General features: G+C 39.7%; 15 protein-coding genes and 1 riboswitch. Of the genes, 1 reads left to right on the top strand and 14 read right to left on the bottom strand.

Annotated features, from left to right (window positions below; translation table 11 throughout):
• Nucleotides 1–124 precede the first annotated feature (124 nt).
• The 14 genes from TY13_RS01570 to TY13_RS01505 form a co-directional block, all read right to left on the bottom strand.
• Nucleotides 125–1,729 (bottom strand): CTP synthase, encoded by a 1,605-nt coding sequence (locus TY13_RS01570; RefSeq protein ID WP_042470794.1) that lies wholly within the window; start codon nucleotides 1,727–1,729, stop codon nucleotides 125–127.
• Nucleotides 1,730–2,149: 420 nt separating this feature from the next.
• Entirely contained in the window at nucleotides 2,150–2,701 is a 552-nt protein-coding gene (gene rpoE / locus TY13_RS01565) for a DNA-directed RNA polymerase subunit delta (RefSeq protein ID WP_195891644.1), read from the bottom strand.
• Between the two features lie 795 nt (nucleotides 2,702–3,496).
• Complete coding sequence (icmF, locus tag TY13_RS01560; protein ID WP_042470788.1) at nucleotides 3,497–6,736, bottom strand: fused isobutyryl-CoA mutase/GTPase IcmF; 3,240 nt, start codon at nucleotides 6,734–6,736, stop codon at nucleotides 3,497–3,499.
• Nucleotides 6,737–6,928: 192 nt separating this feature from the next.
• Nucleotides 6,929–7,561 carry a TetR/AcrR family transcriptional regulator gene (locus TY13_RS01555; protein ID WP_042470786.1) on the bottom strand — a complete coding sequence of 211 codons (633 nt, stop codon included), beginning with the start codon at nucleotides 7,559–7,561 and terminating at the stop codon, nucleotides 6,929–6,931.
• Between the two features lie 3 nt (nucleotides 7,562–7,564).
• Complete coding sequence (locus TY13_RS01550; protein ID WP_042470783.1) at nucleotides 7,565–8,701, bottom strand: acyl-CoA dehydrogenase; 1,137 nt, start codon at nucleotides 8,699–8,701, stop codon at nucleotides 7,565–7,567.
• Nucleotides 8,702–8,721: 20 nt separating this feature from the next.
• On the bottom strand, nucleotides 8,722–9,858 hold the full coding sequence (locus tag TY13_RS01545) for an acyl-CoA dehydrogenase (RefSeq protein WP_042470780.1): 1,137 nt from the start codon (nucleotides 9,856–9,858) through the stop codon (nucleotides 8,722–8,724).
• Nucleotides 9,859–9,870: 12 nt separating this feature from the next.
• Nucleotides 9,871–10,719: a 3-hydroxybutyryl-CoA dehydrogenase gene (locus TY13_RS01540; protein ID WP_042470777.1), complete on the bottom strand. Its 849-nt coding sequence runs from the start codon at nucleotides 10,717–10,719 to the stop codon at nucleotides 9,871–9,873.
• Nucleotides 10,716–11,912: an acetyl-CoA C-acetyltransferase gene (locus TY13_RS01535; protein ID WP_042470775.1), complete on the bottom strand. Its 1,197-nt coding sequence runs from the start codon at nucleotides 11,910–11,912 to the stop codon at nucleotides 10,716–10,718. Before TY13_RS01535 ends, TY13_RS01540 begins: the two co-directional genes overlap by 4 nt.
• 208 nt (nucleotides 11,913–12,120) lie before the next feature.
• The gene (locus TY13_RS01530) at nucleotides 12,121–14,493 is read right to left on the bottom strand and encodes a (Fe-S)-binding protein (protein ID WP_042470772.1); all 2,373 of its coding nucleotides are present in this window, start codon (nucleotides 14,491–14,493) and stop codon (nucleotides 12,121–12,123) included.
• Between the two features lie 376 nt (nucleotides 14,494–14,869).
• Nucleotides 14,870–15,430 carry a cob(I)yrinic acid a,c-diamide adenosyltransferase gene (locus tag TY13_RS01525; RefSeq protein WP_042470768.1) on the bottom strand — a complete coding sequence of 187 codons (561 nt, stop codon included), beginning with the start codon at nucleotides 15,428–15,430 and terminating at the stop codon, nucleotides 14,870–14,872.
• Between the two features lie 5 nt (nucleotides 15,431–15,435).
• Nucleotides 15,436–16,890, bottom strand: coding sequence for an adenosylcobinamide amidohydrolase (locus TY13_RS01520; RefSeq protein WP_042470765.1), 1,455 nt, complete (start codon nucleotides 16,888–16,890; stop codon nucleotides 15,436–15,438).
• Nucleotides 16,890–17,894 (bottom strand): FecCD family ABC transporter permease, encoded by a 1,005-nt coding sequence (locus TY13_RS01515; protein ID WP_042470762.1) that lies wholly within the window; start codon nucleotides 17,892–17,894, stop codon nucleotides 16,890–16,892. Before TY13_RS01515 ends, TY13_RS01520 begins: the two co-directional genes overlap by 1 nt.
• Nucleotides 17,895–17,945: 51 nt before the next feature.
• Nucleotides 17,946–18,890, bottom strand: a complete 945-nt coding sequence (locus tag TY13_RS01510; protein WP_042470760.1) for an ABC transporter substrate-binding protein — start codon at nucleotides 18,888–18,890, stop codon at nucleotides 17,946–17,948.
• A gap of 113 nt (nucleotides 18,891–19,003) precedes the next feature.
• Nucleotides 19,004–19,185: riboswitch (cobalamin riboswitch) on the bottom strand.
• Nucleotides 19,186–19,325: 140 nt separating this feature from the next.
• The gene (locus TY13_RS01505) at nucleotides 19,326–20,486 is read right to left on the bottom strand and encodes an acyl-CoA dehydrogenase family protein (protein WP_042470758.1); all 1,161 of its coding nucleotides are present in this window, start codon (nucleotides 20,484–20,486) and stop codon (nucleotides 19,326–19,328) included.
• 359 nt (nucleotides 20,487–20,845) lie between these two features.
• Here TY13_RS01505 and TY13_RS01500 point away from each other — a divergent pair, with 359 nt between their 5' ends.
• Complete coding sequence (locus TY13_RS01500; protein ID WP_042470755.1) at nucleotides 20,846–21,712, top strand: VOC family protein; 867 nt, start codon at nucleotides 20,846–20,848, stop codon at nucleotides 21,710–21,712.
• Nucleotides 21,713–21,760 lie beyond the last annotated feature (48 nt).

Here is a 21,760-nt window from a genome sequence, read left to right as displayed (position 1 = left end):
GTTAGAAACATGTGCTTCTACTGTAGTTGCATCAACGAGTAATTGCAGAAATAAGATGCCGCCTTCCTCGGCGCAAAGGTAGTGTCTCAAAATCATTTTGATACACTACCTTTTGCATCATATTTTACCCTCTATTGTTAAATGCAGCACCAACAAATTCACGGAATAATGGTTGTGGACGTTGAGGGCGAGAGATTAATTCTGGGTGGAATTGTCCAGCAACGAAGAATTTTTTCTCTGGTAGTTCAACAATTTCTACAAGCTTGTTATCAGGTGAAACGCCTGAGAACACTAAGCCTTCAGCCTCCATCGCTTCACGGAATTCATTGTTGAATTCATAACGGTGGCGATGACGCTCGTACACTAATTCTTCACCATTGTATGCATTACGTGCTACTGAACCCTCTTTTAGCTTACATGGATATAGGCCTAAACGTAAAGTTCCACCTAAATCTGTATTCTCAGATTGTTCTGGTAAGAAATCAATAATTGGGTATTTTGTATCTTTATCTAATTCTGTTGAATGTGCGGCTTCTAAGCCCATTACGTTGCGCGCAAACTCAATTGTTGCAAGCTGCATACCTAAGCAAATACCTAAAAACGGCACATCATTTTCACGTGCAAAACGAATCGCTTCAATTTTCCCTTCAACACCACGATCACCAAAGCCTCCTGGTACTAAAATACCATCTGCGTGGCTTAATAGCTCTGCAACATTAGCAGCTGTTACTTCCTCGGCGTTAATCCAATCAATTTCGATATCCGAATTGTATACATAGCCTGCATGCTTTAATGCTTCTACTACAGAAATATACGCATCTTGAAGCTCCACGTATTTTCCTACTAGTGCAATACGTGTTTTATTTTCTAAGTTTTTCACTTTATGAACAAGCTCTTTCCAATCTTCCATATCAGCTTTTGGTGCTTTAATGCCGAAATGATCTAATACAATTTGGTCGAAGCCTTGTGCAAGTAAGTTTAATGGCACTTCATATAAATGCTCTACATCACGAGATTCAATAATATCTGTTAAGCGAACATCACAGAATAACGCAATTTTTTCCTTCATTTCTTGTGGTACTGGCTGCTCTGTACGCAATACGATTATGTTTGGTTGAATACCTAATGAACGTAATTCTTTTACAGAGTGCTGAGTTGGTTTTGTTTTCATTTCCCCCGCAGCTGCAATGTATGGCATTAACGTACAATGAACATACATCACATTGTTATGTCCTAAATCTGTACGCATTTGACGAATTGCTTCTAAAAATGCAAGTGATTCAAAGTCCCCTACAGTACCACCGATTTCTGTAATAACAACATCCGCAGAAGTTTCACGACCCGCTCGCTGAACACGATCTTTAATTTCATTTGTTACATGAGGAATTACTTGAACTGTTCCGCCGTTATAATCGCCACGACGTTCTTTATTTAATACAGATTGATATACTTTACCTGAAGTTACTGTTGAATGTTTACCAAGATTGATATCGATAAAACGTTCATAATGACCTAAATCTAAGTCTGCCTCAGCACCATCATCTGTTACGAATACTTCACCGTGTTGATAAGGGCTCATCGTACCTGGATCGATATTTAAATATGGATCAAACTTTTGAATTGTTACTTCTAATCCGCGATTTTTTAATAAACGGCCTAATGATGCAGCTACAATCCCTTTACCTAGTGAAGATACAACGCCACCTGTTACGAAAATATACTTTGTCATCCTGTATTCCTCCTTCAAAATATGAAAAACTTGATTATTCATAGGAAATCAAGTTTTTGTGAGTATATTAGCCAAAATCAATTACGCATTGGCATAATTGCGTCTAGATTTTTTCCGACCTTGTTCAAAAAATCTGCGACATCCATCGGGGACGATATCTTGGTTCAACGAGTATTTGGATACCCATCTAAAAAAGCAAAATAAGTATTCAACTCTTTCTTATAGAAAAAGGAATTTCCTACTGAATCAAGATAAACAACAAAAAAAACGCTCCTCTCCTGCATGTATTTTGCAGGGGGGAGCGTATTACTTATCCGGTCAATCTCCTTTTTAAAGGAGCCCAAATAAAAGAATATACGGAAGCGGAAAAGAAGTCAAGAGTTTTTACTTATGACAATTTAATTTATGTCAAAAGCAGTATTACTCTTCGATTTCCTCCTCTTCTTCCTCAAGCTCTTCTTCCTCATCGATAAGGAACTCATCATCTTCTTCAATTAAATCTTCATCAATATCAGCATCGATATCTTCAATTTCTTCGTCATCGAAGTCGATTAGCTCTTCTTCAATTTCTTCCTCTTCTTCAACAAACTCATCGAAGTCTTCTTCAAAGCCGATATCTTCTTCATCAAGATCTTCTAATTCTTCCTCTTCATCTTCAGCCAACTTCGATTTTTTCTTACGAACTTTAACTGTTGGCGCAGTTTCTTCTTCAATCGTTTCAATCTTATACCATGTGCGTAAGCCCCAGCCGTTTTCATGGTTTAATAAGAAACGACCATCTATGTTTAGATCTGTATAAAATTGAACTAAATGCGCTTTTAGCTCTTCTTCAGTTTGGCCATTAAATGCTTGAATTGCTTTTAATAAATCAGCAAATAAGAGTGGTGATTTTCTTTCTTCTAAAATTGCGTATGCTAAGTCGATTAAAGACTCTTCTGCTAATTGCTCTTTTGTCATTTCACGAAGGTTCAAATTCGTGCACGTCCTTTCTTTTTGCATATATTTAATTTTGGGCGTAGTCCTAATAATCAATCGAGCCAAGGCTCATTTTTATTCAGATTTTTTAGAGCTCACGCTAGCATTTACTCTTCAAAATTTGTGACAACCGCCGCAAGTTCTCCTTGATTCAGTGAGCGTTTGTACATCTACTGTACGAAACAAAGAATATACATTCATTTCGCTATGAGCTTTTTTTGCATCTCACGCTTCTCTTTCGCGCAAATACATTTGCTGAACCAAAATTAAATCATGATATCCATTATATACAAACATAGCGTTACTATGCTAGCTTCATTTCTTGTTTTTTATTTTTGCTACCTCTTTTGCACCTAGGTAGAAGAAAAATGCTGACAAAAGCAATAGAGGAATTGAAGCCATTTGTCTATTATACAACATAAAGGTGGCGAATAAGCCCGTTAAAATTACCATAAATGTTAGAAAGCTTTTCATTTAGCCACCTCGCCTTTTTTGTATAGATAATACGCATAAATAAGTATACTGCAATTTTAACATCGAGATATATTATTTTACCCGTATTTTACAAAATTTTTTCATTTGCAATACAAAATAAAGAACTGTCCAGAAAGTTAATTTTTTGGCTCATCATCGATAATAATATATTGGAACAATCCCCAGTGGAAAGGGTGTCAACCATTACAGGAATCAACTGCGTTTTCAGCTTCTTATAGAAAATCCACACAAATGGGCTCATGCATCCACGTGTAAAGGAGCTGTTCTAAAATGATTTTTCAAACAGCTCCTTACTCATTACATATTACGACGGTATTGACCGCCCACTTCATATAATGCTTTCGTAATTTGACCTAAACTCACTACTTGCACAGTGTCCATTAATTCTGCGAAAATATTGCCACCAGTCACTGCTGCATGCTTTAAGCGCTTTATCGCTTCCTCTGCACGCTCTACATGACGAGCTTTGAACGCTTCTAGGTTAGCAATTTGTAAATCCTTTTCCTCTTTTGTAGCACGTGCAATTTCCATACTATCAATTTGCTCTGCTGACGGTGGATTTGGATTTAAATATGTGTTAACGCCGATAATCGGAAGCTCTCCAGAATGCTTCAAATGCTCATAATACATGGATTCTTCTTGGATTTTCCCACGCTGATATTGCGTTTCCATAGCACCGAGTACACCACCACGATCATTCATACGATCAAATTCCTCTAGCACAGCCTGCTCTACTAAATCCGTTAACTCTTCGACGATAAACGCACCTTGTAGCGGATTTTCATTTTTCGACAAGCCATGCTCTTTCGTAATAATCATTTGGATCGCCATTGCGCGGCGTACAGATTCCTCAGTTGGCGTTGTAATAGCTTCATCATAGGCATTTGTATGCAACGAATTACAGTTGTCTTGTAATGCCATTAACGCTTGTAGCGTTGTACGAATATCATTAAAATCAATTTCCTGTGCATGTAAGCTACGTCCAGATGTTTGAATATGATATTTCAGCTTTTGCGAGCGCTCGTTTGCACCATATTTATCACGCATTACAATTGCCCAAATACGACGTGCCACTCGACCAATTACTGTATATTCAGGATCTAAACCATTTGAAAAGAAGAAGCTTAAATTCGGTGCAAAATCATCGATATGCATGCCACGGCTTAAATAGTATTCCACGTAAGTAAAGCCATTTGCTAATGTAAAGGCAAGCTGTGAAATTGGATTTGCCCCAGCCTCCGCAATATGATAGCCAGAAATTGATACCGAGTAGTAATTACGCACTTTATTATCGATAAAATATTGCTGAATATCGCCCATCATACGCAGCGCAAATTCCGTTGAGAAAATACAAGTATTCTGTCCTTGGTCTTCCTTCAAAATATCCGCCTGCACTGTTCCTCGTACAACTTGAAGCGTTTTTGCACGTACTTCAGTAAATTCTTCTACACTTAATGTACGACCTAGCTCTTCTTCACGCTTTTTCACCTGCTGATCGATTGCTGTATTCATAAACATCGCTAAAATTATCGGCGCTGGTCCGTTAATTGTCATCGATACAGATGTAGAAGGTGCACATAAATCAAAGCCTGCATATAGCTTTTTCATATCATCCAAAGTACAAATGCTCACACCTGATTCTCCGACTTTACCATAAATATCTGGTCGGATATGTGGGTCTTCTCCATATAATGTCACCGAATCGAAGGCAGTTGATAAACGCTTTGCATCGTCATCCTTTGATAAATAATGGAAGCGTTTATTCGTACGCTCTGGCGTTCCTTCTCCAGCAAATTGACGTTTCGGATCTTCCCCTTCACGTTTAAATGGAAATACCCCTGCTGTATATGGGAATTCACCTGGTACATTTTCTGCATAAACCCAGCGCAAAATTTCACCGTAATCTACAAACTTCGGCAATGCAACTTTCGGAATTTTCGTACCTGATAACGATGTTGTTCGTAAAATTGTACGAATTTCTTTATCGCGTACTTTCGTTACAAGCTCTTCACCTGCATACGCTTCTTTTAAAGATGCCCAATTCGCTAAAATACGTTTTGATTCAGCAGATAACTCATTTTTAACCCCTTCGATTAGTGCATCAATGGACGCAATTAACGCTTCTTCTGATGTAGCAAGCTGCTGCTTAGTTCCTTCTAACTGATATAATTTGCGTGCAAATTCAACTTGTTGCTCTGCTTTTTTATGATAGCCTCGCACTGTATCTGTAATTTCACGTAAATAATAGCGTCGATCGTTTGGGATGATAACATCTTGCTTTTGCGTTTTCACTGATTGCTCATATGATGTTTCCCAATTGATGTCAAATTTTTCATTAATCGTTTTGACAAGCGCTGCAAATAAAGAATTTGTGCCTTTATCATTAAATTGACTCGCAATTGTGCCGTAGACAGGCATATCATCTAAATTAGCAGTCCATAATTCACGTGAGCGCTGGTATTGCTTTTGTACTTGGCGCAGTGCATCCTCGGAGCCTTTACGCTCAAATTTATTAATCGCGATAATGTCTGCATAATCAATCATATCGATTTTTTCAAGCTGTGTCGGCGCACCAAATTCACTCGTCATCACATACATCGAAAAATCCGTATGCTTCGTAATTTCAGCATCCCCTTGACCGATACCGCTCGTTTCAACAACGATTAAATCGTAGCCAGCAACTTTCACGATATCAAGTACATCACCAATCGACGCAGAAAGCTCCGTATGTGAGTTACGCGTCGCCAAGCTGCGCATATAAACTCGATTGTTGAAAATTGCATTCATACGAATACGGTCACCAAGTAGCGCACCACCTGTTTTTTGCTTCGTAGGGTCCACTGAAATAATGGCGATTTTCTTTTCCGGGAACTCCTGAAGGAAGCGACGGATAAGCTCATCCGTTAACGAGGACTTCCCTGCACCACCCGTTCCTGTAATACCAAGCACTGGCGTATGCTTGGATTTTGCACGTGCTTCTTCTAATAAAGGCTGAACGTCATCGCCGCCAATTTCCGCTGCCGTAATTAAATTCGCTAAAATTTCTGGTGTATCCGTTGAAAGCTGCTCTAATTTTTCTAAATAGCTGCCTTGCAACGTTGAAAAATCAGTCCCCTCAATTTGACGATTAATCATCCCCTGCAAACCTAGTACACGTCCATCCTCTGGCGAGAAAATACCTGCGATGCCGTATTCATGTAACTCTTTAATTTCACGTGGTAAAATAACACCACCACCGCCACCGTAAATTTTAATATGCGGTGCACCTTTCTCACGCAAAAGGTCGTACATATATTTGAAATATTCCATATGCCCGCCTTGATAGCTAGAAATGGCAATACCTTGCACATCTTCTTGGATAGCTGCATTGACAACCTCTTCAACAGAACGGTTATGTCCTAAATGGATGACTTCCACACCGCTCGCTTGTAAAATACGGCGCATAATATTAATAGATGCATCATGACCATCAAATAGACTAGATGCCGTTACAAACCGTACATGATGCTTCGGACGATACACTTCTACTTTTTCCATTGCTCTTTCCCCTTTCGCTTGCCTGTAAACATTTTTCCTTTTTAATCAACCGTGGCTGTTTTAGGGCTGATACTTAAAACACATATATAATTTTTTGGATATTTGGACAATTATTAATTAAAGTAAAAGCGCAAGTTGCATACGTAACCGTTATGCAATTTGCGCTAATTTTTAGCTAAAAATTTTTCCCTATTACTTGCGTATAATACCGAACAAAAAAGTATCCATTTGGTATTCAATAAACTCGTCGATTGTACAATGTCTATGCAGCGCCCATTTGCGGAAAGCCCAACTTTGTCCTTGAATGACAATATGATTCGCTGCTAAAAATAGCTCTTGCTCTGAGAGTCTTAAGACCCCTAATTCAGAGCAATTTTCTAATATATTTTGAAAGAGGGCGACCATTTCCATCTCTTTATTCAAAACGTAATGTAGCGCCTCTTTCGATAATGATTTGGATTCTTGATACATAATTGTAAAGGCATCTGTCATGCTATCGATTAATAAAAAGTATTGCTTAATGGCTTCCTTCAGCTCATCGATAGTACCTGAACGTTGCGGAAAACTAGCAAGACGTTGCTTTACTTCGTGATAAATATGGTCACATAGCAAATACAGTACATCTTCCTTAGTACGCACATATTCATATAATGTACCAATGCTAAAACCCGCTACTTTGGCAATTTCACGTGTAGTTGCGCGATGAAATCCTTTTTCTTTAAATAACACAATCGCTGCATTAATAATTTGTTGGCGGCGAAATTCAATTAGTTGTGCATCTTTGACAGACGTTTCAACTTGCAGTTTTTCTTTGCTTTTAGCCATATATTATTTTGTTAAATTACGAGAAATTACGAGGCGTTGAATTTCTTGCGTACCTTCGTAAATTTGTGTAATTTTTGCATCGCGCATAAAGCGCTCTACAGGATAATCTTTCGTATAGCCATAGCCACCAAAAATTTGTACTGCCTCAGTTGTCACGCTCATCGCCGTATCGCCCGCCATTAATTTTGCCATTGCTGAAGCTTGACCATATGGTAAATCATTCGACTCTAGCCACGCCGCTTGATATGTTAATAAGCGTGATGCTTCAACTGCTGTTGCCATATCTGCAAGTTTAAATGAAATACCTTGGTTTGCCGCAATTGGCTTGCCAAATTGTACACGTTCCTTTGCATATTCAACTGATGCATCTAATGCGCCTTGAGCGATACCAACCGCCTGTGCTGCTATACCGTTGCGACCGCCATCTAATGTTTTCATTGCGATAATAAAGCCTTGACCGACTTCACCTAAAATATTTTCCTTTGGCACACGGCAGTTATCAAAAATAATTTCTGTCGTTGGTGATGAACGAATGCCTAGTTTTTTCTCTTTTTTCCCTACAGAGAAGCCTGGCATATCTGCCTCAACAATAAATGCCGTTGTACCATGCTTTGCCTCAGGATCAGTTACAGCGAAAACAACATAAATATCCGCTACACCACCATTTGTAATAAAGATTTTCGAACCATTTAAAACATAATGATCGCCATCTAATTTCGCATAAGTTTTCATTCCACCAGCATCAGAACCTGAACCCGGCTCTGTTAAACCATATGCTCCGATTTTTTTGCCTTCTGCCATTGGGCGAAGGTATTTTTGCTTTTGTTCTTCTGAACCGAATTTATAAATTGGCCAGCCTGCTAATGATGTATGTGCTGATAATGTTACGCCTGTTGATGCACATACTCGAGAAAGTTCTTCTACTGCGATACAGTATGCAAGATAGTCAAAGCCTGCGCCACCGTATTCTTCAGGCCATGGAATACCCGTTAAACCAAGCTCCGCCATTTTATCAAAAATTGCACGATCGAACTCTTCGTTTTCATCGCGCTCTGCTGCACTTGGTGCTACCTCATTCAATGCAAAATCTCGAATCATTTCACGTAATTGCTCATGCTCTTCTGTTAATTGAAAGTTCATTCCCCTAGTCCCCCTTGTACCTATTTCAATAGATTTTTTCCGATTACAAGTCGTTGAATTTCGCTTGTGCCTTCGTATATTTCCGTTACTTTTGCATCACGGAAATAACGCTCCACTGGATAATCCTCTGTATAGCCATAGCCACCAAATACTTGCACTGCATCAATCGCGACTTGTACTGCTGTTTTCGAGGCAAATAACTTTGCCATTGACGCTTCTTTCCCACACGGTAATCCTTTTGAACGTAAATCTGCTGCACGGTAAACAAGTAGCTTTGCCGCCTCAACCGCTGTTGCCATATCTGCTAGCTTAAAGCCAATGCCTTGCTGTGCAGCAATAGGCTTACCAAATTGAACACGTTCCTTAGCATAGGCTGTTGCCGCCTCTAATGCAGCTTCTGCGATACCTAATGCTTGTGCGGCAATACCGATACGACCAACATCTAAGTTAGCCATCGCAATTTTAAAGCCTTCCCCTTCATTTCCTAGTAAGTTTTCAGCAGGAACAATCATATTCTCAAATGTTAGCTGTACAGTGCGAGAGCCATGCAAGCCCATTTTATGCTCATCCTTACCGATAATTAGCCCTGGCGTATCTTTTTCTACGATAAATGCTGAAACACCACGCGAGCCTAGCTCTGGATTTGTTGAAGCAAAGACAATATAGACATCTGCCTCCCCACCATTTGTAATGAACACTTTAGAGCCATTAATTTTATAATGGTCCCCCTCTTTTACTGCGCGCGATTTTAATGAGCCTGCATCACTACCCGCACCTGGCTCTGTCAAGCAGAAGGCGCCTAAATATTCGCCTGTAGCTAGCTTCGTAACATACTTTTCTTTTTGTGCATCATTGCCGAAATAAAGAATTGGATTCGTACCGACAGATGTATGAACAGATAAGATAACGCCAACAACAGCACTCACTTTAGACAATTCATTAATTGCCAAAATATAAGACGTAAAATCCATCTCTGAGCCGCCATACTGTTCAGGTGCTGTAATGCCCATTAAACCAAGCTCGCCCATTTTCTTTAAAATTTCGCGAGGAAATTCGCCAGCCTCCATACGCTCAATAAAAGGGGCAATTTCACTTTCAGCAAAATCCTTCACCATGTTGCGCATCATTTGCTGTTCTTCTGTAAAACGTAATTCCATCGTGTATTCCTCCTAGTTGTATACGTAAAAGCCGCGACCTGATTTTTTACCTAGCCAGCCTGCCGCTACGTATTTACGTAACAATGGACAAGGGCGATACTTACTATCACCAAAGCCTTCATGTAAAATTTCCATAATGTATAGACATGTATCTAAGCCAATAAAATCTGCTAATGTTAATGGTCCCATTGGATGATTCATACCCATCTTCATGACATCATCAATCGCTTCCTTTGTTGCAACGCCTTCATAAAGTGCATAAATTGCCTCGTTAATCATCGGCATTAAGATGCGATTCGAAATGAAACCTGGAAAGTCGTTTACTTCTACAGGTGTTTTCGATAGTTTCACTGTCATATCTTCCACAGCTTTATATACTTCATCTGTTGTCGCAAGCCCGCGAATAATTTCTACAAGCTTCATTACAGGTACTGGATTCATAAAGTGCATACCTATTACTTGCTCTGGTCGAGTTGTGACAGCTGCGATTTCTGTTATTGGTAAGCTTGATGTATTCGTTGCTAAAATAGCATGCTTTGGTGCAATACTATCAAGCTGCTTAAAAATAGATTGTTTAATTTCCATATTTTCAACAGCTGCTTCAATAACGATGTCTACATCACTTGCATCCTGTAAATCTATTGACATTGTAATACGCTCTAAAATGGCTTGCTTTTCTTCTTCTGTTTTACGCTCTTTTTCTACATCACGTGTTAAATTTTTTGTAATAACCCCTAAGCCACGCTCAAAAAATTCTTGCTTAATATCATTTAATAGAACTGTATAACCCGCTTGTGCACACACCTGTGCAATTCCTGAGCCCATTTGTCCTGCACCAATTACCATTACTTTTTGAATCATTCTTCTGCCCCCACTTCAATCATAATTGCATCCCCCTGACCGCCACCTGAACAAATTGCAGCGATACCAATTCCGCCACCACGACGGCGTAATTCATAAGCTAAAGTTAAAATAATACGTGCACCACTAGCACCAATCGGATGACCTAATGCTACCGCACCACCATTGACATTTACTTTGCTTTCATCAAGTCCAGCGATTTTATTGCTAACTAGTGCTACTGCTGCGAATGCTTCATTAATTTCAAATAAATCAATATCTGCTAAAGTTTTACCCGTTTTGTCCAGCAATGCTTGAATAACAATTCCCGGCGTTTGTGGGAAATCCTGCGGTGCAACCCCAACTGCTGCATGCCCAATAATCGTCGCAAGCGGTTTGCGGTTTTCACGCTTTGCTTGCTCTTCACTCATACAAACAAGAGCACATGCCCCATCGTTAACTCCTGGTGCATTACCAGCCGTAATTGTACCATCTTTACTAAACGCTGATTTCAACCCTGATAGCGCTTCCAAAGTTGTGCTAGCTCTTGGTGCTTCATCTGTATTAATAACAACTGCATCACCTTTGCGTTGAGGAATTTCAATTGCTACGATTTCCTCTGCTAGTTTACCAGCTTCCATTGCTTGTAATGCTAACTGATGACTACGCAATGCCCATTCATCCTGTTGCTCACGTGTAATGTTAAAGCCTTCCGCAGTTTGATTGCCGTACGTCCCCATATGTACGTGCTGTGGATCAAATGCGCAAGATAGTCCGTCAAAAACCATGCCATCTATAAGCTGACTATCGCCCATACGTAATCCAAAGCGCGCTTTTGGTAAATAGTACGGTGCATTGGACATCGACTCCATACCTCCTGCCACAATCAGTTCTTCGTCCCCTAATCGAATCAACTGATCTGCAAGTGTCACACTGCGCATACCAGATGCACATACTTTATTGATTGTCTCTGTTTTAACACCCCATGGAATTCCAGCCTTCGTTGCAGCTTGACGCGAAGGAATTTGCCCTTGCCCAGCCTGCAATACTGTTCCCATAATAACTTCCCCAACATTTTCCGGTTCAATATTGGCTCTTTCTAGCGCTGCTTTAATTGCAGCTCCACCTAAATCACTTGCCTGCAAGCTTGCTAAGCTTCCCCCAAACTTACCAAATGCTGTACGTGCACCATCTAAAATGACTGTTCTATTCAAAATAAACACCCCTTGTTTAGTTTTGACTGAACGCTCGCTCAGTTACTGTATAAAAAAATATTTATTCGTACTATTAGTTCAAATTCTACTAGAAAGAGCGTGAATTTTCAATTATTGTTTTGAGCTTTTTTGAACTAGATTGCTAGCATCGGTTGACCCGCACATTAAATTCAACGAGGCAGTACTTTGTACTGCCTCTATTGATTTGTTATTCTTTTTTCTCTGTTGAAGTTTCTTCAGTAGCAGATGCTTCTGAATCTACAGCGGACTGTGCTTCTTCAGCTATTGCTTCAACCTGTTCTGTTTCACTTGTCGCCTCTACTTGTTCAGAGACTGTTTCTGTTATCTCTACAGTTTCTTCCACTTGCTCTGTTATAGTTGTTTCCACAGCTACCTCTTGTTTAGTTGCTACTGTTTGCTCTGCTTCTACAACAGGAGCTTCCACTTCATCTACTTCCACTGGTGCTTCCACTACTTTGTCACCAAAAACTGCGCGCTCTAGAATTTCTGCGATATCGAATGTACCAACTGTATCTTCTACTTCTTTCGCCTTCGTACCATCTGATAACATCGTCAAGCAGTAAGGACAACCAGAAGAAATGACCGAAGCCTCTGTTGCTAATGCTTGCTCTGTACGTGCAACGTTAATACGATTGCCGACATGCTCTTCCATCCACATTAAGCCACCACCAGCGCCACAGCACATACCTGTTTCGCGGTTACGCTCCATTTCTACAAGCTTCACACCTGCAATGCCTTTTAAAATTTCACGTGGCGGATCATATACATCATTGTAACGACCTAAGTAACAAGAATCATGGAAGACAATTGTTTCCTCTACTTTATGGTTCATTACTAAACGACCTTGCTGAATTAAATCGTAGAGCAGCTCAGTATGATGCAATACTTCACCATTCCAGCCAAAGTCTTTATATTCATTTTTGAAAATATTATACGCATGCGGATCAATTGTAACGATTTTCTTTACATCATTTTTCTCAAACTCATCAATATTTGCTGTCGCTAGCTCTTGGAATAAAAACTCGTTTCCTAAGCGACGTGGTGTATCACCTGAGTTTTTCTCTTTATTACCTAAAATCGCAAATTTCACGCCTGCCTCATTCATTAAACGCGCAAACGCCAATGCAATTTTTTGCGAACGATTGTCGAATGAGCCCATTGAGCCTACCCAGAATAAATATTCCATTTCCTCGCCCGATTTTTTCAATTCCTTAACAGTTGGAATCGAAATTGATGAATCAAGCTCACGCCAGTTTTCTTTCTCTTTACGGTTTAAGCCCCATGGATTTCCTTGACGCTCGATATTTGTCATCGCGCGCTGTGCATCTGGATTCACTTTACCTTCTGTCATCGTTAAATAACGACGTAAATCAATAATTTTATCAACATGCTCATTCATAACTGGGCATTGGTCCTCACAGTTACGGCAAGTTGTACAAGCCCAAATCTCTTCTTCTGTAATAACATCACCGATTAATGATGGGCTATAAATATCTTCAATAACCGCGCCTTCTGCCCCAGCAGCCATAGCTAGTTGGTTTCCTTGTGTGTTTTTAAACATTTGATATGGTACCCACGGTTTTTGTTTCGTTACTACGGCACCAGTAAATGTTAAATGGTCACGTAACTTAACAATTAAGTCCATCGGTGACAGCATTTTTCCTGTTCCAGTTGCTGGACACATATTCGTACAACGACCACATTCTACACATGCATAAAGGTCGATTAATTGCTTTTGTGTAAAGTCTTGAATTTTCCCTACCCCAAGCGCTGGCATTTCATCTTCATCCTCTGCTTCCTCCAGTGCTGAGAAGTCGATTGGACGAAGTGTTCCCATTCGCTCTTGACGGTTTAAGAAAACGTTGAAAATACTTGTGATTAAGTGGAAGTGCTTTGATTGTGGTACATAAACTAAGAATGTTAATAAAATTAATAAATGCACCCACCATGCCATATAGAAAATTGCTGCTGCAATTTTTGGTGATAAGAAACCAAAAATAAACGCAATAGCTGATGCTACTGGCTCTGAGCCTGTAAAGCCATGATCATGCCAAATTAAGCCCATTCCGTTGGCGATTAGTGTCGAGATCATTAAACCACCAATGAAAATTAATACAAGGCCATTTTTCAAGCCTCTCTTTAAACGGACAAGCTTTTCCACGTAGCGTCGATAAAATGCAATAACAACTGCTAGTAAAATCGTTAATGCTACGATTTCTTGGAAAAATGTAAAGAACGGATAAAGCGGACCAAATGGCAAATGCGAGCCAGGTTTTAAGCCTTTCCAAATTAAATCTATTGCCCCAAGCTGAACGAGTAAAAAACCATAGAAAAATAGTACGTGTACTATACCCATTTTTTTATCTTTTAATAGCTTGGATTGCCCGAATACTTTTTCTATAATGTCGCTAATTCGGTCAGACATCTTTTGATTAAATTCTTCTTTTTTCCCTAATTTGATAAATTCGTAGCGAGTTTTTAGTAAGTACACAAATAGCCCTGCCCCATACAGCACTACTATGATAAACGCTACCCAATTCACAATTAACAATGTGCTCATTGTTTTTCCCCCTCATGAATTACTATATTAGCAAACCCCTTTGAATGCTCTCCCCCATTATAAAGTGAATCTTCAATCATTGGGAGATTTTTTTCACCTTCCCTTATAGAGAAGAGAATCTTTAGCTGAATTAAAGTAATTACATTGTAAATTATGAATGAACATTCAGTCAACACAATATTACTTAATCTATCTCACAGTTCGCTGCTTGTTTTGTTTAATCGGGGGATTTTATTCCACGTTTTCTAAGGTTTATTCTACGTTTTTTTGAATTTATTCCACGTTTTCAGGAGTTTATTCCACGTTCCATCTCAAAGCCAAAGTTAATCCACAAAAAAATTGGGAAAGCAGGATAAACACCTGCTTTCCCAAATCTTTATTTAAAAACATCCGCGCTACGAACATATTCAACATCCGCCACATTAACTCTGGAATTCACTACACGTGCTGCTGCGAATAAATAGTCTGATAGACGGTTTAAATATTTTTGTACGACTGGTGATACGTCATCGTTAGCCTTCATCAATGTAACAGTTTGACGCTCTGCTCTGCGCGCCACTGTGCGTGCGATATGAAGTGTCGCCGCTGCAGGAGTGCCGCCTGGTAAAATGAAGCGTTTCAATGGTGGTGCTTCGTCTGCCAACACATCGATGCGTGCTTCCATTGTTTCAATCGGTGCTTCTGTTAGCTTGTAAATGCGCTCCTTCATAACATTCGCTAAATCGCCACCACCATCGAATAATTCATGCTGAATACTTTCTAAATCAGCTAAAATATCTTGGAATAATTCTTTATCTAGCTCCGTCATTGCTTTGCCTATAATTGAATTTAATTCATCCATCGTACCGTATGCCTCAACGCGCAAATCATCCTTATCTACTCGTCGTCCGATAATGCTCGTTTTTCCTGTATCGCCTTTTTTTGTGTACAATTTCATTTCTCTCATCCTTCCATTTTGTATTTAGCAATTGCTTTTGAAGTAGCCTCAAAAACACCGCGCCCAATCCATTTACCAATTGTTGTAACAGGGCCTGCGTAAGGCATTTCATCCCCTATTTGTGTAGCTGCGATTAAAAGGCTATCTGTACTTGTGCCTGTTGCTATTGTACCAGTTCTAGCATCACGTATGTTTTCCTCTGCCAATGCCTTCGTTTTCGCCTCTGTTGCTGTAATCATTGCTTGATAAAACGCTTCATCAGATAGCTTGCCATTAATAATAACCCATGTATTAATTGTACCGATATGTGGCTGTTCGTCTTGCTCAAACGCCCTCGTCACATCCACTGCATTGCCAACGCCCGCTGTTACTGCAACGATAACAAGACCGTCCGCATACGATTCAATTACAGCATTTTGTGCTTCAAGTGCCGTAAGCATCATAACGGTATTTGTTGGTACAAACCCACGTGCAGTTAAAAAAGACAGTAGCTCTTCTTTCATATTTTCATAATAATAAGTAGGCTCAACAGTACGATTAATAAATGTCGTATACCAGCCCATGCCCGCATTGTAGACTGCCGATGATATAACCTTTAACGGTGCGTCAGCTTGAAATTGCACAAAGTTATCGGTAATTGTGAAGTGCTCCATTGTAACTGCCGCAAATAAATTTTCCTGCTTCAGCTTTGGTAGTTGTGTCACTTGGGGTTTCGGTAGCTCTGGATGTGCATATGTGGCTACCCTTGCCCCATATACTCCTGCAATTTGTGTTTCAAGCAACACCTCATGCGGCTTGCCGAATGCCTTCACCTGTCCTTTATCCATTAACAAAAGTTCATCGCAATACAATGAAGCCAAGTTCATATCATGAAAAACTGATACTACCGTTAATTCACATTCTAACGCTTCCTTGCGAATCATATCTAATATTTGCTGCTGATGGGCAATATCTAAATGATTCGTTGGTTCATCTAATAATAATAAGCCCGCACATTGTGCAAGTGCCTGTGCAATAAATGTACGCTGCTGCTCCCCACCTGATAAATACTCTAAATAAGCATGCTCATATTGCTGCACACCAGTTTGCATCATCGCTGTTTGCACTGCCTGTTCATCTTGCTCTGACCAGCTTGCAAAAAAGCTTGATTGATGTGGGTAACGCCCGAGAGATACCGCATCACGTACAGAGTTAGAAAAAGCGTTGGCGTGTAACTGTGGCAACACCGCCATTTTTTTCGCAAGCTCCTTTGTCGAGTAGGTGTTAATTTCTTTATCATCAAGTAAAATGCGACCAGCACTTGCTGGAAGAACACCGCTAATAACTTTTAAAAGTGTGGATTTCCCGCTACCATTTGGTCCGAGAATACCTAATATTTTCCCTTTTGGCACTGTGAATGATACATCTTTAATAATAGGTGTAGCTCCGTAGCCGCCAGAAATATGCTCTACTTTTAACATCATGCCCCCCCTTTTCTACGCTGCTTGTAAAAAATATAAGCAAAAATGGGTGCACCGATAAATGCTGTAATTACACCAATTGGTAGCTCTGTTGGCGCAATAATTGTACGTGACACTAAGTCACAAATCACTAGTAAGCTAGCTCCATTAATGAACGATAACATAAGTAACAAACGATGATCCGCACCAATAATCATGCGCACCATATGTGGTACAACAAGCCCTACAAAGCCAATTGTACCCGAAACGGCAACAGCAGCTCCTGTTAGCATTGAACCACCAGCTAAAATAATATATTTACTGCGCTTAACATCAACACCTAAATGCTTTGCACGCTCTTCTCCATAAATCATCGCATTTAATTCACGGCGGTTAAGCCAGATTAAAAGTACTCCTACAATGACAAATGGAATAATCATCTGCACATATGGCCAGCCACGCATTGACACACTGCCAAGTAACCAGCCCATAATTAAGCGTAGCTGCTCGCCTGTTAAAGCAATCATCAATGAGATACAAGAGCCTAAAAAGGAACTAAAAATAACACCTGTTAAAATTAATGTTTCCATTTTCATCGTTCGATCAACTAGGCGTGCAAACGTCATAACGATAATCATCGTTATAGCTGCGCCAAGCATACTGAAAACTGGCAATGTAAAAGTACCAAGCAACGGAAGGGAGATTGAAAAATAGATTGTTGCTACTGCACCGACCGATGCACCTGACGATATACCAAGCGTATACGGATCCGCGAGTGGATTTTTTAATAATCCTTGAAATGCTGCGCCTGCAATTGCTAGCGATGCGCCAATAAGCGCAGCAAGCATTACACGTGGCATACGAATATTCCATAAAATACTGTAAGCTGTAGGGTCAGTTTCTTTATCCCATAAAGTAGAGAGCGGTATGTTCACTGAACCTACCGCTATTCCTAACCATATACTTATGAGTAATAATGCAAGCGATATAACATATGCAATTACTCCTTTTTTATTTTGACTCAATAAAAACGCCTACCTTTAATCAGGTTCTCAGGAAAACCTAGACAGCTCCATTTATTTAAATAACTCAGGATAAACTGCCCTTGCAATTGATTCTACCCCATCAGCAATGCGAGGGCCTTGACGGCTTGTCATACTGCCATCTACCATGTAAACCGCGTCATTTTTCACAGCATCCATTTCAGCAAAAGCAGGATTATTTACGACTGCGTCAATATCTTCCTCATACGTTACGATAATTGTGCTTGGATTGCTTGCTACAAAATCCTCTGGGCTATATTGTGGCCAACTTTCTGCTTCTACTACATTTTTCACGTTGATTACTTTTAGCATTTCATCCATAAATGTGTTTTTACCAGCTGCATATATTTCAGGAGACATACCTACAACGACAAAGGCTGATTTTTCTTCTTGCCCTTTAACTTTCGCTTGGATATCAGCAAGCTTATTTTTAATAGATTCTACCATTTCCTTTGCTTCCGCAACTTTACCTGTTAGAGTCCCCATCTGTTCCATCGTTGTGTATGTTTCTTCAAATGTTTTTGCATCTTTAACTACAAACACTGTTACGCCTGCTGCTTCCAACTGCTCCATTGCAGGCTCTAATGAAAACATGCTCATTTCATGCGCAAAAACAATATCAGGCTGTAAAGCAATTATTTTTTCAATATTGAATTCTATTCCACCAACTTTTTCTTTTTCAGCTACTGCTGGTGGATAATCATCCATGTCGTTTACTCCAACAACTTCATTGCCTAAATTTAAACTGAATAAAATTTCCGTATTTGACGGTGCTAATGATACAATTTTTTCTGGCGCACGCTCAAGCTTAATTTCTCTTCCTAAAGCATCTGTTACCGTCACAGGAAAGGCTGCTTCGACCGCTTCTGTTTGCTGTTCACCTTGCGTTTGTTGCTCCTTGTCACCATCTTGTCCGCATGCTACAAGTAAGCCTGTCGCTAACAGCGTTGTCATTATGATTGACCAAAATTTCTTCATTTGAATTTCCTCCTAATTAAATAAAATAACACAAAAAAATCCCTCGCAAAATACGAGAGATTACAAAGGGAGCGCTAATTAATAGCGTCGCCACCCTATCCTCGTAGGCTATCATTGGCGTTACACGAAAGGCAGGTCTCCTGGCTTATGCATCAAACATTTCTAGCACCTTCCCGAAAATTCAGTGGCATATCGCTAGAAATTAGCATTTACAGTGGCGGGACCGCATCAGATTCTAACTGATTTCCCTTTTACTCTTTGTCATATACAAAGAACCTTTAGTGTTTCACTATGAACTTTTTCTTCACTAGCAATGAATCTATCTCAATGCCTCTACTTCAATTATAGCGGAAAAATTGAGATTGTGTAGGTGCTAAATATGATAGTTGTATTCTTCATGTAGATTGCAATAATTTCTTAATTGACATGTAAAATCTATCCTTTTGCTTGTTGAATAGCTGCTTCAGCTAATTTCTTTATTGTCATATCGTCCATTGGTGGATTGTGTAGGCCTGCTCTCACATCGCGGTAATAACGCTGTAGTGGATTGTTGCGCTGTAAGCTTTTTGCTCCAACTAAGCGCATCGCCTTATCAACAATTTGTAATGCATTATTCGTTACAACATACTTAGCGATATTGAGCTCATGCTGTACAAGCTGTTTACGAGCCGGATCTGTGTATGCTTCTGCTGCTCCATAAAGTGTGAAACGAGCTGTTGCAAGTGCTAAGTCCATTTCGCCGATAAGCGTTTGCACGTTTGGCAAATCACTAATGGGTGCATTTAAACTGTTTGGTTTATGCGTCGTCGCGAAATGAACTGCGTAATCACGTGCGGCTTGCGCAATACCTAAGTATGTAGCAGGGACGAGTAATGACCAACCTTTTACTTTAAAACCTGTAGAGTTATTTGGAATTTCAACTAAATCAGATGGCTGTAATTCAACATTTTGCAACACTAAATCATGGCTACCTGTTCCACGCATCGCAATGACATCCCATGTTTCATCAATTGTGACACCTTGTGCATCACGCGGAATAAGGAAAAATCCAATTTTCTCTTCGTCCTCAATCCAAGCGGACGTCAAAAAATAATCTAATTCTGGTGCACCTGTCGTATAATTTTTACGACCATTAATTAACCAGCCAGATGCTGTTTTTTTCGCAGTTGTTGTCGGTCTACCTCCACGTGTAGGACTGCCCATTGCAAATTCGCTAACTGCTCGATTAATGATGGCACCATTTGCCACTTCCCGTGCAAAATCTTGTAATTTTGCTGGCTTCCATTCCCCATGCTCAAATAAATCGCCTACTGTTAACAGTGTCCAGCCAATAGTCAATGCTGTACTTGCATCAAAGCTTGCTAATGTTTCATGTAATAAAACAGCATCATAGATAGTGAAGCCCTCACCACCAAGTTGCTTTGGTAACGTAATTTTCGTATAGCCTATTTCCCTTAAAGCGCGAATATTTTCATGTGGGAAGCTTCCAAGCTCATCAATTTGCTGTGACCGACTTTTAAACGTCTCCTCAAGCGTAGCAATTTTTTCTAGCCACTGACGCTGTTCTGTCGTTTTAATGAAAAGCTGTTTACTCACAATAACGGCCCCCTCTTATTTTTATTCATTTCGAATGATGTTGAAAGTGATTGTACGATTAGCAGAAATGGAAGTCAACAATTTATCCATAGTTTTTTTATAGGTTTTATAAATTATTTGTTAAAGTGAATCTTCAATTAGCGGAGGTTTTCCCCTCATCCCCCACTGATTGAGTTTTACAGGCTGTTTGATTTTCCATTTAAACATCTCGATTTTATATGATATTTTGAAGTGGGGTCTGGTGCTCCTGCGCTTACTCGTCGCAAAAGTACAGTCTGTTAATACGGGATAAAAGTTTGTTTGATACGACTTTTCAAGTAAAATTTAAAGTATGTTAAATATGATGGGAGGCGTTTACATTGCAAAAAATTATTCCTTTTTTATGGTATGCCAAGCAGGCAGAAGAAGCTGCATCTTTTTATAAGAGCTTGTTTGAAGATTCTAGTATTATCGATGTACAAACGATGAAAGATACACCATCAGGTGATGCTGAGCTAGTAACTTTCAAATTAGCGGGACAGCAATTTCAATCAATTGGCACAGGCGCTCCTTTTACATTAAATCCATCAATCTCATTTATGGTGGCATGTGAGACAGCGGAAGAGGTCAATGCAAAATGGGAGGCTCTTTCTGAAGGTGGTATAGCATTAATGCCTTTAGCTGAATATCCATTTAGTAAATGGTTTGGCTGGATTCAAGATCGCTACGGTCTTTCTTGGCAGCTCAGCCTTACAGAGCAAGGTGTTACGAAGCAAAAAATTACACCCCATTTTTTATTTTCTAATGTCGCTTGTGGGAAAGCAGAAGAAGCTATTCGCTATTACACTGAAGTATTTAGCGACTCCAAAATCAATCTATTAAAAAAATTTGAAGAAAATGAAGAAAAGGTGAATATGGCAGCCTTTACACTTGAAGGCATAAACTTTTCAGCGATGGATAATAGCTACGATGTACCATTCCACTTCAATGAGGCATTTTCGTTTATGATTAATTGCGAAGACCAAGCTGAAATAGACTATTTCATAGAAAAGCTATCATATATTCCACAAGCAGAGCAATGTGGATGGGTAAAGGATCAGTTTGGTGTATCATGGCAAGTTGTTCCGCATAATTTGAGTGAGCTACTAGGTGGAGGTACTACAGAAGAAAATAAACGAGTAGGCGCAGCATTACAAAAAATGAAACGCATCAATATTGCAGAACTTAAAAAAGCTCGCCAAGAATAATAAAAGGCTGAGGGTGTCGACTTCTCCGACATCCTCAGCCTCTTTTTC

It is taken from the genome of Bacillus ndiopicus (assembly GCF_000612805.1).
GTDB classification, from domain to species: Bacteria; Bacillota; Bacilli; order Bacillales_A; family Planococcaceae; genus Metasolibacillus; species Metasolibacillus ndiopicus.
The sequence above is the reverse complement of the archived record's forward strand: the minus strand, read 5'-3'. Positions and strand labels throughout refer to the sequence as shown.

Excerpts from the sequence above, each read along its gene's own strand:
- TY13_RS01570 (WP_042470794.1), bottom strand. The coding sequence starts at position 1,729 with ATGACAAAGTATATTTTCGTAACAGGTGGCGTTGTATCTTCACTAGGT.
- icmF (WP_042470788.1), bottom strand. The coding sequence starts at position 6,736 with ATGGAAAAAGTAGAAGTGTATCGTCCGAAGCATCATGTACGGTTTGTA.
- TY13_RS01555 (WP_042470786.1), bottom strand. The coding sequence starts at position 7,561 with ATGGCTAAAAGCAAAGAAAAACTGCAAGTTGAAACGTCTGTCAAAGAT.
- TY13_RS01550 (WP_042470783.1), bottom strand. The coding sequence starts at position 8,701 with ATGAACTTTCAATTAACAGAAGAGCATGAGCAATTACGTGAAATGATT.
- TY13_RS01545 (WP_042470780.1), bottom strand. The coding sequence starts at position 9,858 with ATGGAATTACGTTTTACAGAAGAACAGCAAATGATGCGCAACATGGTG.
- TY13_RS01540 (WP_042470777.1), bottom strand. The coding sequence starts at position 10,719 with ATGATTCAAAAAGTAATGGTAATTGGTGCAGGACAAATGGGCTCAGGA.
- TY13_RS01530 (WP_042470772.1), bottom strand. The coding sequence starts at position 14,493 with ATGAGCACATTGTTAATTGTGAATTGGGTAGCGTTTATCATAGTAGTG.
- TY13_RS01525 (WP_042470768.1), bottom strand. The coding sequence starts at position 15,430 with ATGAAATTGTACACAAAAAAAGGCGATACAGGAAAAACGAGCATTATC.
- TY13_RS01520 (WP_042470765.1), bottom strand. The coding sequence starts at position 16,890 with ATGTTAAAAGTAGAGCATATTTCTGGCGGCTACGGAGCTACACCTATT.
- TY13_RS01510 (WP_042470760.1), bottom strand. The coding sequence starts at position 18,890 with ATGAAGAAATTTTGGTCAATCATAATGACAACGCTGTTAGCGACAGGC.